The sequence below is a fragment of the Halomonas sp. C22 genome, from assembly GCF_007655045.1.
GTDB classification, from domain to species: Bacteria; Pseudomonadota; Gammaproteobacteria; order Pseudomonadales; family Halomonadaceae; genus Vreelandella; species Vreelandella hamiltonii.
Map to the genome: position 1 here is coordinate 42,873 of NZ_VBVC01000014.1, position 13,021 is coordinate 55,893.

The window sequence follows — 13,021 nt, forward strand, 5'->3', positions numbered from 1 at the left end:
ACGTCATTCGGCACGCATGCAAACGGGAGGCGCATGGCCTCCCGTTTTCCACGTCGCTCTTGTGAAGCGCCGCGCTTGGCAGCAAGGCTTAACCCATGAACTGGCCGCCGTTGATGTCGATATTGGCGCCGGTAATGAACCCTGACTCCTTGTCCGCCAGAAACGTCACCAGGCGACCAATCTCTTCCGGTGTGCCGTAGCGCTTCACCGGAATGGTTTCGCGGATCGCTTCGCGCACCGGCTCGGGAATCTTCATGATCATATCGGTGGCGATATAGCCCGGCGACACGGTATTGACCGTAATCCCCTTGGTGGCCGTTTCCTGCGCCAGCGACATGGTCAAACCATGCATACCGGCCTTGGCCGCCGCATAGTTCACCTGGCCAAACTGGCCTTTACGTCCATTGATGGAAGAGATGTTGATGATCCGGCCGTAGCCATTCTCCAGCATCATCTCGATCACGCTGCGACACGTGTTGAATACCGTATTGAGGTTGGTATCAATGACTTGATACCACTGTTCGTAGGACATCTTTTTCATGGTGCCATCGCGAGTGATACCGGCACAGTTGACCAGCACACTGATGGGCCCATGCTTTTCGTGGATCTCGCGGGCACCTTCGACACAGGCATTGTGGTCGGACAAATCCACACCGGACAATGCAATGTTGTCATAGCCATCGGCCTGCTGCGCTTCCAGCCACGTCTTGGCCTTGTCAGGGTTGTGATACCCCGCCACTACCAAATAACCCGCATCTGCCAACGCGCGGCAGATTGCCGTTCCGATTCCACCAGTTCCACCAGTTACCCAGGCGACGGGGGCTTGATTGGCCATTGACTACCTCCCTGATATGACAAATGGCTTGGACTGTAAGCACTGTTATGGCGTCGCAAGCCACTTTGAATAAGCGCCTTCACGCTTTTTTCACTTACAGCACGCCGCGTGAATGTCGAGACGGCCTGCTGACAGCATGCTTTTTATTATGCCTATTGAAAGCATAGCTATACTCTGGCCATGTTGCAGCACGATGACCATGACCGCCAGCATAAAAGCGTTTTATCGAAGGGGTTGACTTGGCGATAAAAATGCGTAGAATACGCCACACGTTGATGCGGGGTGGAGCAGTCTGGTAGCTCGTCGGGCTCATAACCCGAAGGTCATCGGTTCAAATCCGGTCCCCGCTACCAAACATAGAAAAGCCGATTCTTTCGAGGATCGGCTTTTTTGTGCCTGCACGGTAAGTGCACAGGGAGGTAGCTCGTCGGGCTCAGCTCTTGATCACCCCGGGAAGGTCATCGGTTCAAATCCGCTTCCCGCTAGCCAACATAGAAAAGCCGATTCTTTCGAGGATCGGCTTTTTTGTGCCTGCACGGTAAGTGCACAGAGAGGTAGCTCGTCGGGCTCAGCTCTTGATCACCCCGGGAAGGTCATCGGTTCAAATCCGGTCCCCGCTACCCAACATAGAAAAAGCCGATTCTTTCGAGGATCGGCTTTTTTGTGCCTGTGCGGTAAGTGCACAGAGAGGTAGCTCGTCGGGCTCAGCTCTTGATCACCCCGGGAAGGTCATCGGTTCAAATCCGGTCCCCGCTACCAAACATAGAAAAAGCCGATTCTTTCGAGGATCGGCTTTTTTGTGCGTGTCATTTGTGCAGCAAAACTTTTGCGGCCAACGTTTTATTTCCAACACATTGCTTGAATCCTCCGCCTCGCGCCTGCATATCCAAGGGTAATCCCTTTTTCACGCGATGCAGAGTTTACCCATGTCGATTATCGATCCACGCACCGGCAACCCTTTGACGGCCGACCCCGCGACCAGCCAGAGTGCTGCTGCACAGGGCGAGCGCCCCTCCGTTACTCGCGAAGAGGTCATCATCGAACTGAACGCGGGCAATATTCAGCAGGTGCTGGAAGCGTCCATGCAGGTACCGGTACTCCTGGATTGCTGGGCACCCTGGTGCGAGCCGTGCAAAAACCTGATGCCGGTGCTCGAGAAGCTGGCCGTCGAGTATGCCGGGGCGTTTCTGCTGGCCACGCTGGACGTGGAAGCCAACCCGGAAATTGCCAGCCAGCTTGGCGTGCGCTCGGTGCCAGACGTGAAGCTGGTGAGCCAGGGTGGCCTGGTGGATAGCTTCCAGGGGGCGTTGCCAGAGAAAGAAGTCCGCGAGTGGCTCAATCGCTACTTCCCTGCTCCCGGTGATGCACCGCTCAGCCCCGAAGAGCAGGCAGAGGAAGCCTTGGGGGCTGGCGACGCCGCTGGCGCACGGGAGATCTACCAAACGCTGATGGGCCAATATCCCGAGCACTACGCGTATCAGGTGGGGTTGGCCAAAGCGCTGGTCGCCGAAGGCCGCGGTGAAGAGGCGCGCAGTGTGTTGGACAATTTGCCCCCCGAAGAGCGCGATGCCGCGCCCGCGCGCGGCGTGCGCGCCAGCATCGAGTTCAGCGAACAGGCGCTACCTGCCGAAGAGATCGCTGCACTGGGCGAGCGCACGGATAGCGAAGCTCAATACCAGCGGGCGCTGCGCCAGGTGGCCGATGGCCAGTACGACGCAGGCCTGGAAGCCCTGCTGGCGCTGATGAAGCAGGACCGCGCCTATAACGACGACGCGGCCCGCAAAACGCTACTGCAGGTATTCGATGCGCTGGGAGCCGACCACCCGTTGACGGTCACCTACCGCCGCAAGCTGTTCGCCCTGCTTTATTGATGCTGTACAACCAGCACTGCGCATCACGCTTTTAATAGCGTATCCATCCGCGATAACGCCGCTTCCAACTGGGAAGCGGTGGTTCCAAAATTGAGCCGTACGAACCCCGGGCAGCCAAACGCGGCACCGTCCGACAACGCGACGCCTGCCTGCTCCAACAGCGCCTGGGCGGGAGACGCCCCCAGACCCGCCTCACGCATATCCAGCCACGCCAGATAGGTGGACTCTGGCGCGCTCAGCGAGACACCGGGCCACGTGGCCACGCGTGCTTCCAGCGTTGCCCGATGGCTACGAAGCACCTCCAGCAACGCCTGCCGCCACGGCTCCCCGTCACGGTAGGCAGCCTCGGCAGCCACCAGTCCCAGCACATTGCCATCGGGCAAGAACCCTTTGGTGGCCGTGGCAAAGCGCTCTCTCAGTTCGGCATCGGCGATGACGGCACAGGCGCTGGTCAACCCGGCCAGGTTGAAGGTTTTGGACGGTGCCCACAGCGTGATGGTGCGCTTGGCCAGGGTGGGAAACATGGCCGCCAACGGACGATGCTTGTCGCCCTCTCCCAATAGCAGGTCACAGTGCAGTTCATCCGAGACCACCCACAGGTCATGGCGCTCCACCAACGCTGCCAGGGCCGTCAGTTCCTCTGTGGACCAGACGCGCCCCGTTGGGTTGTGGGGATGGCACCATAGCAGCAGCCGCGTTTGTGGGGTAATGGCCGCTTCCAGCGCGGCAATATCCAGCGTCCAGGGCTCGCCAGGGGCGGCGGGCTCGGCTAACATCGCCTGCTGCGCCACGCGCCCTGTACGGGCAGCCACCGCCATGAAGGGGGGATAGATCGGGGCGACCGTCAAGATGCCTTCGCCTGGCTGGGTCAGCGCCATGGCGGCAAAGTGCAGCGCCGGCACCACGCCTGGCAGCCACTGCTGCCAGCTCGGCTCAATCGTCCAGCCATAGTGCTGGGCGCTCCATTGACAGAGAGTATCGGGCAAACTGGCGGGCACTTCGCCGTACCCGTAGACGCCATGATCGACCCGTGCCCGCAGCGCGTCTATCACGGCAGGGGGCGAGCGAAAGTCCATGTCGGCCACCCACAGCGGCAACACGTCGGCATCAAAGCGGTGCCATTTTTGGGATGCATAACCTCCAGCAGGGGCGCGTCGCTCAACAGGCGTGGCAAAATCGAATGCCATGATCGGTCTCACTTATGTTTACGAGGTAGTCACGCAGCATGCCGCAAGATGACTTTTATACCAAGGTGCGCAGGGGGCTCCCGGCGCTGCTGCGTCAGTGGCTGTCGCTGGGCAGAGCCGATGGAGACCAGTTGGCGCTGATTCTGGCGGAAACGGCTCGCGTCGCGAAGCTGGGCACGCCGGAATCGACCCCCAATGGCGCTACACTCCGACAGTGGAGCGTAGAGAAGAGCGCTGAAATACCGCTCTGGGCGCCTCGTACGGCGGTGTTTCTGCTCAACCAGATGCCTGCCCGCCCTGCGCCGCAAAGCGAACAAGAGGCGTGCGCCTGGGCCTACTGCTGGCTGCGCAACCGTGACTTCGTGTCGCTGAACGATGCCCACGCCGCACTGCCCGAGCATCTCAAGGCACCGCTCGAGCAAGCGCTGGAGGCGGCCTGGCAAGACCAGCAGGGGCTGCGCCTGGTTTAGGCTCTGGCTGAAAACGGGCTCAGCAGCGCTTGCGCACCGGCGATTTGGGCTTGAAACCAGCAGGTTTGGTAGCCAGCCACGTCACGAAGGCGTGAATCTCCGGGTCTGCCTGCAGCGCTTCCAGGCTGGCAAAGCGGTCGGCCAATTCACGCTCGCTATAGAGGCGGTGGATATGCTTATGGCAGGGGTGGCAGATCCAGACGATCGCCGTCAGCCGCTCTTCACGGCTATGCCGCTTCTGGTAACGCGGCTTGTCATGCAGCGTGCGGGGGATCAGGTGATGCTTGGTCAATGCGGTGTCGCGCTGACATAGCTCACAGCACGGCGGCTTGGGGGGCGGTGAAAGCGCATGCTGTTTTGAGGGGGTCGTCCGCGTCACGGTCTGGAGCCTCGTACGTTTGTCACACCACTAATAAATCACATAATAAAGCAAGGAAAACGCCGCATGATAGAAGTTCCGCTCACCTGGCAACTGGCCAAACTGGGGTTGTCAGTCAGCATGGTATTGGGGCTGGGGGCGGTCGCCGTTCGCGCCAGCCCACGCGTGGCTGGACTGCTCTCGGGCTATCCGCTGGGCACGGCACTGGCGCTGTTTTTCATCGGTTTGGAAATCTCACCCGCCTTTGCCAGCGAAAGCGCCGTTCACACCCTGGCGGGCTTTACCGCCACCATGGCCCTTGGGGCTGGTTATATCGTGGCGGGGCGCCGACCCGGCATGCCGGGCGTACTCGGCGGCGTACTCGGCGGTTTCGCTGCCTGGCTGGCCGTCAGTACGCTGCTGGCACAATTCAGCTTCACGCGGGTCACTGGTACGCTGGTCACGCTGTGTGCCATCGTGCTGTTCAGCTGGCTATTTCGCACGGTGCCCGATGTCAAAAGCTCGGCAGGCAGAGCGTTTTCCTGGTCAGCGTTATTGGCACGCGCCACGCTGGCCACCGTCATCATCTTCACCATCACTCGGATTGCCCATTGGGTGCCCCCTCAGTGGGCGGGAACCTTGGCGGCTTTCCCCGTCACCATGCTGCCTTTTTTGCTCATCCTGCACTTGAATCACGGACATGCGCCGGTGGCCACGGTCATCAAACACTACCCCATGGGCTTGGGCTCACTGCTGTGCTATGCGCTGTGCGTTTCCTATACCTATGACACGCTGGGGCTTTTCTGGGGCACGCTGGCCGGGTTTGCCGTGGCGACGCTCTGGCTGCTGGGCTGGATGCAGCTCACTGCCTGGTATCATCGACGCCGCGCTTGACCAAGCGCTCGCTTGGGTGAATGCTGACAAGGTGTTTTGACGCCTCCATAACAAGGATAAAACGATGTTTACACGTATCATCGAGCCTGCCTTTTACGACACCGACGCTCTGGGCCATATCAACAATACCCGCCTGCCCGCCTGGTTCGAGCTGGCACGCAACGATCTGTTCAAGCTTTTCACCCCCGACCTGAACCCACGCCAGTGGCGGCTGATCATGGCCCGAATGGAAATCGATTATCGTGCTGAACTGTTTTATGGCCACGATATCGAAATACGTACCTACCTGACTCGGCTGGGCAACAGCTCCTTCACCGTGACACAGGAAGCTCGCCAGCGCGAAACGTTGACGAACCTGGGACACACGGTCATGGTGCATTATGACCATCATGCCAAGCGTGCCGTCCCCCTCGAAGGAGAGCTGCGTCGGGCACTTTCCACCCATTTAGTCGCCGAGCCCGCAACAGCCTGATCCGCTTGGGCCACCCAGGGCAGGGCATCAGGAGTCCTTATGGCTATCCGCTACAATCTCTGGATCGATCCCGACAATACGGCGCAGCACCGCGCCGTCGAGGCCGACCTGGAGCGCTATTTCATGGAGCGTTTTGCCGATTACCCGCACATCCGCTTGTTTGGCGCAGACCCCTACGATTATGATGCCCCGTTCAATCGGCTCTACGACGCCCTGATGGCCCGTGCGGCGGAGTACTGTGAAGAGAAATGGCGCTACGTGGCGTCACCGGAACAGCTGAACCGCTGCTTTTTCAGAGCCGTAGGCCGTTCGACCAAATTCGTCCAAGACGACCAACAGTGAGACCCCTCAGCAATGGTTATTCGTACCGACCAAGCACCCGACGAACGCCAACTGGCGATTATCACCCAGCAGCTCGGGCGCGCCCCACGCGGTATCGAAGCCGTTGCAGCCACCGATGCGCATGGCACCCCTCTCGTGCTGCGCATGGCCCCCATCGTTGACGACAAACCGTTTCCTACCCTGTACTGGCTCTGCTCGGACCTGCTCAAGATCGAGATCTCGCGTATCGAGGCCGTGGGCGTCATCAAGTCGCTGGAGCAGCGCCTGCAGGAGGAACCCGAGTTTCTCGCCGCCTATCGACAAAGCCATGAGGATTACGTGGCGGCACGCTGGCATTTCATGAGCGAGGCCCAGCGGGAAGCAGTCGCGCGGCTTGGCTATACCGATGTGCTCACCGAGCGTGGCGTTGGCGGCATCAGCAACTGGCAGCAGGTACGCTGCCTGCACACGCAGTATGCACACCACTTGTGCGGCCACAATGTGATCGGCCAATGGATGGATGAGCATTACGACGTGCAACGCTGCCTGGCTTGATACGGCAGCAAAATATCGCCCCTACCCGTTTACGATAAGGACTCGTCACCATGTCACGGATATGTGTCTACCTCGGTTCACGCGAGGGCAGCAGCCCCGCCTTTCGTCACGCTGCGAATACGCTGGGAAGCGCACTGGCACAGCGCGGCCACACCCTGGTATATGGTGGCGCACGGGTTGGTCTGATGGGGGAGCTGGCCAATGCAGTCCTGGCTGCGGGCGGTGACGTCATCGGCGTCATGCCGGACCACCTGGTGGAGCGCGAACAGGCGCACTTCGGGCTGACCGAATTGATTCGCGTACCCAACATGCACGAACGCAAGGCGACCATGGCGGCCAACGCCGATGCATTCATCGCCCTGCCCGGCGGCATTGGCACGTTTGAAGAGCTGTTCGAGATATGGACGTGGGGCTATCTGGGTCTCCATGACAAGCCCATGGGCCTGCTGGACACCGACGGTTTCTATGCCCCGCTACTGACCTTCCTGGATGGCACCGTTGGCCACGGATTCATGGCCCAGGCAACGCGGGACATGCTGCTGGACGCGCCCACGCCTGCTCACTTGCTGGACATGCTGGAAGCGCAGCTCCGCTAGTCAGGACGCGCGAACCAGCTGGGCGAGGGTGCGCTGATACGTCAGTTGCAACAGGCGCGCATCCTCGCCTGCCCGATGGCGATGGATACTGCGTTCGGCCACGATGGCTTCCTTGGTGGCACTCCAGATCGCCTGCTGCTCTTCGCTCATCAGAATGCGTAGCGCCTCCAGACGAAACCGGGGCAGCATGCCCGCATGATGGAACAGCAGCGACAGCCAGGTATTGTCGTAGCCCCAGCTATCACTGTATGCCTTGCCAAGCCCGCGCAGCTCGTCGTTGAGCCAGTGGGCCACCTGGCGCACCGGGTAGCCCTCCTTGATCAAGCGATCACGGGAAATACCATGCAGCAGTTCGGCCTTCGGATCCCAGTGGGTCCACTCTTCGAGGGGCTGAATCAGAAACGCGCAGCAGCTGCCGTCGGCACGCGCGATGCCAACCTCGATCGGGTAGCTGCCACGTCCAAATCCGGACGCTTCAATATCCAGCACTGTTGGTAGCGTCTCGGACACTGCATTCCTCATCAGTCTATCGTCGGGCAAACGACCTGCTGCAAGCGCACTCACGCCGCAGCCCTGCGCCCTGCCAGTAAAGGCTGTTCAGCCAGGCGCAGCCAGTAGGCTGCCTGAGCCTGGTCCACCACCAGCCCTAGCTCACCTCGGCTGTAAGCACGTGCCAAACGCTGTGCCGCCAGATAATGGCCTGCTTGAGCCGCTCGTGCATACCAGGTCACCGCGTAATCCTCGCGCCGCGGATACTGCACGCAGCCATGCTCGTAGATATGCGCAACCTGATACTGTGACTTTACATCACCCGCCTGGGCAGCTTCCAATACATAGCGAGCCCCGCGCGCTTTATCCTGAGGCGACACGCTACGGTGAAACAGCATGTGTCCGTACAGCGACTGCGCATCGGGGTGACCCGCTTCCGCACAACGCTTGAAAAGACGCATCGTCAGCCGTTGGGTACGCGGCGAGCGCGGCAACAGCCAACGCGTGTGAAACAGCTGCTCGGCCAGACGAAACTCCAGCCGAGTCAACAGCGATGATACTTGCGGCATGGCAAACCACCCTGCCTCTTTTGCTTGGAAAACTTCGGCTAGCGCCGTTCAGGAGCCGCTAACCACGCGATAAATCAGCGCTGGGCCGATCAATGGGCTGGCAAGCATACGCTTGCCTTGGCGCCGACTCAACCCTATTGATTTGCTGCTTTTGTAGCGCCTCGTTAACATGGCTGCCAGTGGTCGAATATGGCGCTTCTCAGCGCCTTGCCACCCGAGCACATCACGTCTCAATTAAGGAGAGAGTCAATGCAAACGCGCCCCTTGGGTAGAACGGGCATCGACGTCAGTCGTCTGTGTTTAGGCACCATGACCTTTGGCGAGCAAAACAGCGAAGCCGAAGCTCACGAACAGTTGGATCGCGCCGTTGCGTTTGGCATCAACTTCATCGACACGGCGGAAATGTATCCGGTTCCCCCCAAGGCAGAGACGCAGGGGCTCACCGAACGCTACATTGGCACATGGCTGCAGGCGCGCGGCGCCCGTGATGACGTGATCATCGCCACCAAGGCAGCCGGCCCGGGCCTGGATCATATTCGCGGCGGGCCCAAGATGAGCCGGGAGCACCTTCATCAGGCCATCGACACCAGTCTCGAGCGGCTCCAGACCGACTACGTGGATCTTTATCAACTGCACTGGCCCGAGCGCAGCACCAACTTTTTTGGCAAGCTGGGCTATGTGCACGATGCCCAAGAAGAGACCACATCGCTCGAAGAAACACTGTCGGCACTGAAGGAACTCGTCGATGCAGGCAAAATTCGCGCCGTAGGTCTCTCCAACGAGACCCCCTGGGGCGTCATGCGCATGCTGCATCTGTCGGAGCAGTTGGGCCTGCCCCGGGTCGCCTCCATTCAGAACCCCTACAACCTGTTGAACCGTTCCTTCGAGGTCGGACTGGCGGAAATCGCTCATCGTGAAGACGTCGGGCTGCTGGCCTATTCTCCACTGGGTTTTGGCGTCCTGTCAGGCAAATACCTCAACGGCGCCCAGCCTCCCAAGGGCCGCCTGACGCTGTATGAGCGTTTCAAGCGCTACACCTCGCCAGAAGCGGAAGCGGCGACACAGGCTTACGTGGACCTGGCCCGAGAGCACGACCTGGACCCCGCGCAGATGGCGCTGGCCTTCGTCAACTCGCGCAGCTTCTTGACCAGCAACATCATCGGCGCGACGACCATGGACCAGCTGGAAAGCAACCTCGCCAGCGAAGGGCTCAAACTGGACGAGGACGTGCTCACGGCCATCGATGACATTCATCGCCGCATGCCAAACCCCTGCCCCTGATGCCCCTGCCCGATAGCCCTGCCGCTATCACCCCGATAGCCTTGGCACACCCCAAGGCTTGATATAATAGCTGCACGATTTCTCGTCACTGCCCGCACGTTAACGTGGGGCAGTGGCCTAACCTTGGTCACGGCAAAAGGAGCCCTCCATGCTGAGCGTCATTTCCCCGGCCAAAACGCTGGATTTCGAAACGCCATCCACTACCGACCAGGTGACACAGCCTGATTTCTTGGAGCATGGCCAGCCGCTGATCGATATCTTGCGTGGTTATTCACCGCAACAGCTGAGCGATTTGATGGGCATCAGCGACAAGCTGGCCGGGCTCAATGCCGCGCGCTTTGCCGAATGGCAGCCCCCCTTCTCCCTAGACAACGCCAAGCCCGCCGTTCAGGCATTTCAAGGGGACGTGTATACCGGCCTGCAGGCCGAGACCTTCAGCGAGGCAGACAACCGCTTTGCGCAGCAGCACCTGCGTATTCTCTCAGGTCTCTACGGCTTGCTGCGCCCGCTGGATCTCATTCAGGCCTACCGTCTGGAAATGGGCACCAAACTGCCCAACGATGCTGGCAAGGACCTTTATGCCTACTGGAAACCTGTGGTGACTCCCGCGCTCGACCAGGCAATGGAAGACAGTGGTTCCAGGGTACTGGTCAACCTGGCCTCGAACGAATACTTCAAGGCCATCGACACTCGGAAGCTGGATGCACGCATCATTACGCCAGTGTTCAAGGATGAAAAGAACGGTACGTTCAAGATCATCAGCTTCTATGCCAAGAAAGCCCGTGGCTTGATGAGCGCGTGGATCATCCAGCAACAGATCAACGACCCCGATGCCCTGGCATCGTTCGATGTGGCAGGTTATCGCTTCGACTCGGCTGCATCGGAAGGCGATACGCTGGTCTTTACACGCAAGGAAGCCGACCGGGACCGCTAGAAAAAGGTCACCGGCTGAGGTGAGCGCGGTTTGAGGAATCGCTGGTGCACCTCCTTGAAAAGCGGGGTGTCACAGCGGTGCAGCCATTCATACGCCACCATGTCGGCGCTGACGGCCACCGCGCCTGCCGCACAGGCACGCGCTTTGGCCAGCTGCGCCTCTTCGCGGCGACGGCTAGCCGTTGCTTCGCTCAGCCAGAACACCTCGTAGCCCGCCTCTCGCAGGCCCAACACACTTTGCAGTACGCAAATATGGGCTTCCGTGCCACACACGACGATCTGATGCCGCCCCAGCGCTTTGAGGGCCTGTGCAAAATCTGGCTCTTCCATGGCGCTGAAATGCGTTTTTTGCCATCGTTCATGTGTGCCCACGGCCTTTACCAGCCCCGCCTCCGTGCCGCCTAAACGCTCCGGGTACTGTTCGGTCAGCCAGCGTGGCACCTGCAGCATCTCGGCTACTCCAGCCAGCCAGGCCGCTTCGCGAATGGCCAGTTCGCCACCCTCGATGACGGGCAGCAATCCGGCCTGGAAATCGATCAGCAGCAGCAGACTATCTGTCTTTTGAATACGCACTTTTTCACCCTACTTTTGTCTTTATAGTGAGTGTCAGCATAACCCAGACAGGACGTTACACGGTACACTGGCCATCGCTTATGGATTGGGAGCTGGGTCCCCAGCGCCTTCCGTTTTCTGCATCCTGAAGGGAGAAACCTCAATGTTACGACAGTTTTTTGTCATGCTGCTGGTCAGCGTGATGGGTATGAGTGCTGCCATCGAGCATGCCGAAGCACGACGCATGGGCGGTGGTGGTAACGTGGGCAGCATGTCTCGCTCGGCGGACCGCCCTGCCAGCACGCCCGCACAGCAACAGGCACAGCCTGCCCAGCAGGGCCAGGCAGGCGCTGCCGCAGCACGCCGTGGCGGTATGGGAGGCATGATGGGCGGCTTGCTGGCCGGTGGCTTGCTGGCAGCGCTGTTCTTTGGCGGTGCCTTCGATGAGCTGCGCATGATGGACCTGCTGGTCATGGTAGGTGTTGCGGCGCTCGCCATCTTTGCGTTCCGCGCCTTCATGCGCCAACGTCGTCCTGCCACGCAAGCGGGTTACCAGCGCGAGCAGCATGGTAACGCTGCCCCCGCTCCCACCAGCTTCTCTTCGTCTGCGGCTCCCGGCAGTTTAGCCAGCGGCCTGCAAAGCACGCCTGACTGGTTCGACAAAGAGCGCTTTCTCGGCGGCGCCAAGGAGCACTTCATGACGCTGCAGCGCGCCTGGGACAATAACGACTTCAGCCAGATTCAGGAGTACGTGACCCCCGAGCTCTACAACCTGCTGCGCGAAGAGCGCGCGCAGGAGCCTGCCAACAACCGCACGGAGGTCGTGCGCCTGTTCGCCGAGCTTGGCGATATCAATGAGTACGACGGCGTTGCCGAAGCCACGGTCATCTTCCATGGCCTACTGGAAGAGAACGGCGAACAGACCGAGTTCAACGAAACCTGGCACCTCACACGCGCCATGCGTGACCAGGCTCCCTGGTACCTGCAAGGCATCGAGCAGAACCCGGGTGCCTGATACGCGTGTCATTGACCGCTGCAACGCAAAACAGCCGCTGATTCAGCGGCTGTTTTTTTATGCTTGACCCGTCATGTTCGGATAGCGGGTAATGTATTGCTTAGTTTTCGGCAGACTCTTCGATGCTCTCGCCCATCTCTTCCAGGCTTTCACCGGCGCTTTCGATGCTGTTATCAATGCTTTCGCCAGCCTCCTCGGCGGGGCCCTGATTATCACAGGCCGCCAGACCACCTACCATCAGCGCAATGAAAAGCGCAGTCGCCAGCTTCTTGATGATCGTCGTATTCATGTAGTTCTCCTCCTGAGTCATAACTCCAGATCGTTCAGTCATATCCTAAAAGAGCACAGGGTTGTACACCAGATGAGAAGGGTAAGGAGTTGTTATAAATTATGTTAAGCCAGCCAGCTTTGAGCAAATATCGTGCATGGATCTGCGATACATTGATCAGCGATAAGACGCATTCAGCACCTGAGGTATGCAGCGCACAGCAAAAAGCCCCGAACACAATGTGCTCGGGGCTTTCTACAGTATAAGTGCCTGACGATGACCTACTCTCACATGGGGAGACCCCACACTACCATCGGCGCTAAGCGGTTTCACTTCTGAGTTCGGCATGGGATCA

17 protein-coding genes, 1 tRNA gene and 1 rRNA gene are annotated in these 13,021 nt (G+C 59.8%); 11 read left to right on the forward strand and 8 right to left on the reverse strand.

The genetic code is table 11. The features are described 5' to 3' along the window. Positions 1-88: 88 nt before the first annotated feature. The gene (gene phbB, locus FEU76_RS17650; protein ID WP_144984743.1) at positions 89-835 is read right to left on the reverse strand and encodes an acetoacetyl-CoA reductase; all 747 of its coding nucleotides are present in this window, start codon (positions 833-835) and stop codon (positions 89-91) included. Positions 836-1,111: 276 nt separating this feature from the next. Between phbB and FEU76_RS17655 the strand changes: the two genes are divergently transcribed. Next, positions 1,112-1,188 (forward strand) — tRNA-Met (locus FEU76_RS17655). A 573-nt stretch (positions 1,189-1,761) separates the two neighbouring features. After that, a complete protein-coding gene (locus FEU76_RS17660) occupies positions 1,762-2,706 on the forward strand; it encodes a tetratricopeptide repeat protein (protein ID WP_081193835.1) in 945 nt (314 codons plus the stop codon). A 23-nt stretch (positions 2,707-2,729) separates the two neighbouring features. Here the strand turns inward: FEU76_RS17660 and FEU76_RS17665 are convergent, their stop codons facing one another. Further along, on the reverse strand, positions 2,730-3,893 hold the full coding sequence (locus FEU76_RS17665; RefSeq protein WP_144984746.1) for a MalY/PatB family protein: 1,164 nt from the start codon (positions 3,891-3,893) through the stop codon (positions 2,730-2,732). A 38-nt stretch (positions 3,894-3,931) separates the two neighbouring features. On the opposite strand from FEU76_RS17665, the gene FEU76_RS17670 reads away from it, so the two are divergent. After that, positions 3,932-4,363, forward strand: a complete 432-nt coding sequence (locus tag FEU76_RS17670) for a hypothetical protein (RefSeq protein WP_144984749.1) — start codon at positions 3,932-3,934, stop codon at positions 4,361-4,363. A gap of 19 nt (positions 4,364-4,382) precedes the next feature. Here FEU76_RS17670 and FEU76_RS17675 read toward each other — a convergent pair whose 3' ends face one another. After that, on the reverse strand, positions 4,383-4,742 hold the full coding sequence (locus FEU76_RS17675; RefSeq protein WP_144984752.1) for a hypothetical protein: 360 nt from the start codon (positions 4,740-4,742) through the stop codon (positions 4,383-4,385). A gap of 66 nt (positions 4,743-4,808) precedes the next feature. Between FEU76_RS17675 and FEU76_RS17680 the strand changes: the two genes are divergently transcribed. The 5 genes from FEU76_RS17680 to FEU76_RS17700 all read left to right on the forward strand — a co-directional run bounded on the left by FEU76_RS17680 (position 4,809) and on the right by FEU76_RS17700 (position 7,559). Continuing rightward, entirely contained in the window at positions 4,809-5,615 is an 807-nt protein-coding gene (locus FEU76_RS17680; protein ID WP_096921557.1) for a hypothetical protein, read from the forward strand. A 64-nt stretch (positions 5,616-5,679) separates the two neighbouring features. Next, positions 5,680-6,087: an acyl-CoA thioesterase gene (locus FEU76_RS17685; protein WP_039183441.1), complete on the forward strand. Its 408-nt coding sequence runs from the start codon at positions 5,680-5,682 to the stop codon at positions 6,085-6,087. Between the two features lie 39 nt (positions 6,088-6,126). Further along, positions 6,127-6,429 (forward strand): hypothetical protein, encoded by a 303-nt coding sequence (locus tag FEU76_RS17690; RefSeq protein WP_016915962.1) that lies wholly within the window; start codon positions 6,127-6,129, stop codon positions 6,427-6,429. A gap of 12 nt (positions 6,430-6,441) precedes the next feature. Next, a complete protein-coding gene (locus FEU76_RS17695; protein WP_144984755.1) occupies positions 6,442-6,963 on the forward strand; it encodes a DUF501 domain-containing protein in 522 nt (173 codons plus the stop codon). 50 nt (positions 6,964-7,013) lie between these two features. Next, complete coding sequence (locus tag FEU76_RS17700) at positions 7,014-7,559, forward strand: LOG family protein (RefSeq protein WP_144984758.1); 546 nt, start codon at positions 7,014-7,016, stop codon at positions 7,557-7,559. On the opposite strand, the gene FEU76_RS17705 is transcribed toward FEU76_RS17700, so the two are convergent. Continuing rightward, on the reverse strand, positions 7,560-8,069 hold the full coding sequence (locus FEU76_RS17705; protein ID WP_039183447.1) for a hypothetical protein: 510 nt from the start codon (positions 8,067-8,069) through the stop codon (positions 7,560-7,562). Between the two features lie 50 nt (positions 8,070-8,119). Continuing rightward, entirely contained in the window at positions 8,120-8,617 is a 498-nt protein-coding gene (locus FEU76_RS17710; protein WP_039183448.1) for a tetratricopeptide repeat protein, read from the reverse strand. A 249-nt stretch (positions 8,618-8,866) separates the two neighbouring features. Here FEU76_RS17710 and FEU76_RS17715 point away from each other — a divergent pair, with 249 nt between their 5' ends. Both FEU76_RS17715 and yaaA read left to right on the forward strand, forming a co-directional pair. After that, a complete protein-coding gene (locus FEU76_RS17715) occupies positions 8,867-9,898 on the forward strand; it encodes an NADP(H)-dependent aldo-keto reductase (RefSeq protein ID WP_144984761.1) in 1,032 nt (343 codons plus the stop codon). Positions 9,899-10,046: 148 nt separating this feature from the next. Further along, the gene (gene yaaA, locus FEU76_RS17720) at positions 10,047-10,832 is read left to right on the forward strand and encodes a peroxide stress protein YaaA (RefSeq protein ID WP_039183450.1); all 786 of its coding nucleotides are present in this window, start codon (positions 10,047-10,049) and stop codon (positions 10,830-10,832) included. Here yaaA and FEU76_RS17725 read toward each other — a convergent pair. Then, on the reverse strand, positions 10,829-11,404 hold the full coding sequence (locus FEU76_RS17725) for an isochorismatase family protein (protein ID WP_144984764.1): 576 nt from the start codon (positions 11,402-11,404) through the stop codon (positions 10,829-10,831). The two genes, yaaA and FEU76_RS17725, sit on opposite strands and share 4 nt — an antisense overlap. Before the next feature lie 142 nt (positions 11,405-11,546). Here FEU76_RS17725 and FEU76_RS17730 point away from each other — a divergent pair, with 142 nt between their 5' ends. Beyond that, positions 11,547-12,398: a Tim44 domain-containing protein gene (locus FEU76_RS17730; protein WP_144984767.1), complete on the forward strand. Its 852-nt coding sequence runs from the start codon at positions 11,547-11,549 to the stop codon at positions 12,396-12,398. Positions 12,399-12,498: 100 nt separating this feature from the next. On the opposite strand, the gene FEU76_RS17735 is transcribed toward FEU76_RS17730, so the two are convergent. Both FEU76_RS17735 and rrf read right to left on the reverse strand, forming a co-directional pair. Next, positions 12,499-12,687, reverse strand: coding sequence for a hypothetical protein (locus FEU76_RS17735; protein ID WP_016915953.1), 189 nt, complete (start codon positions 12,685-12,687; stop codon positions 12,499-12,501). Between the two features lie 247 nt (positions 12,688-12,934). Continuing rightward, positions 12,935-13,021, reverse strand: a 5S ribosomal RNA gene (gene rrf / locus FEU76_RS17740); the annotation flags it as partial.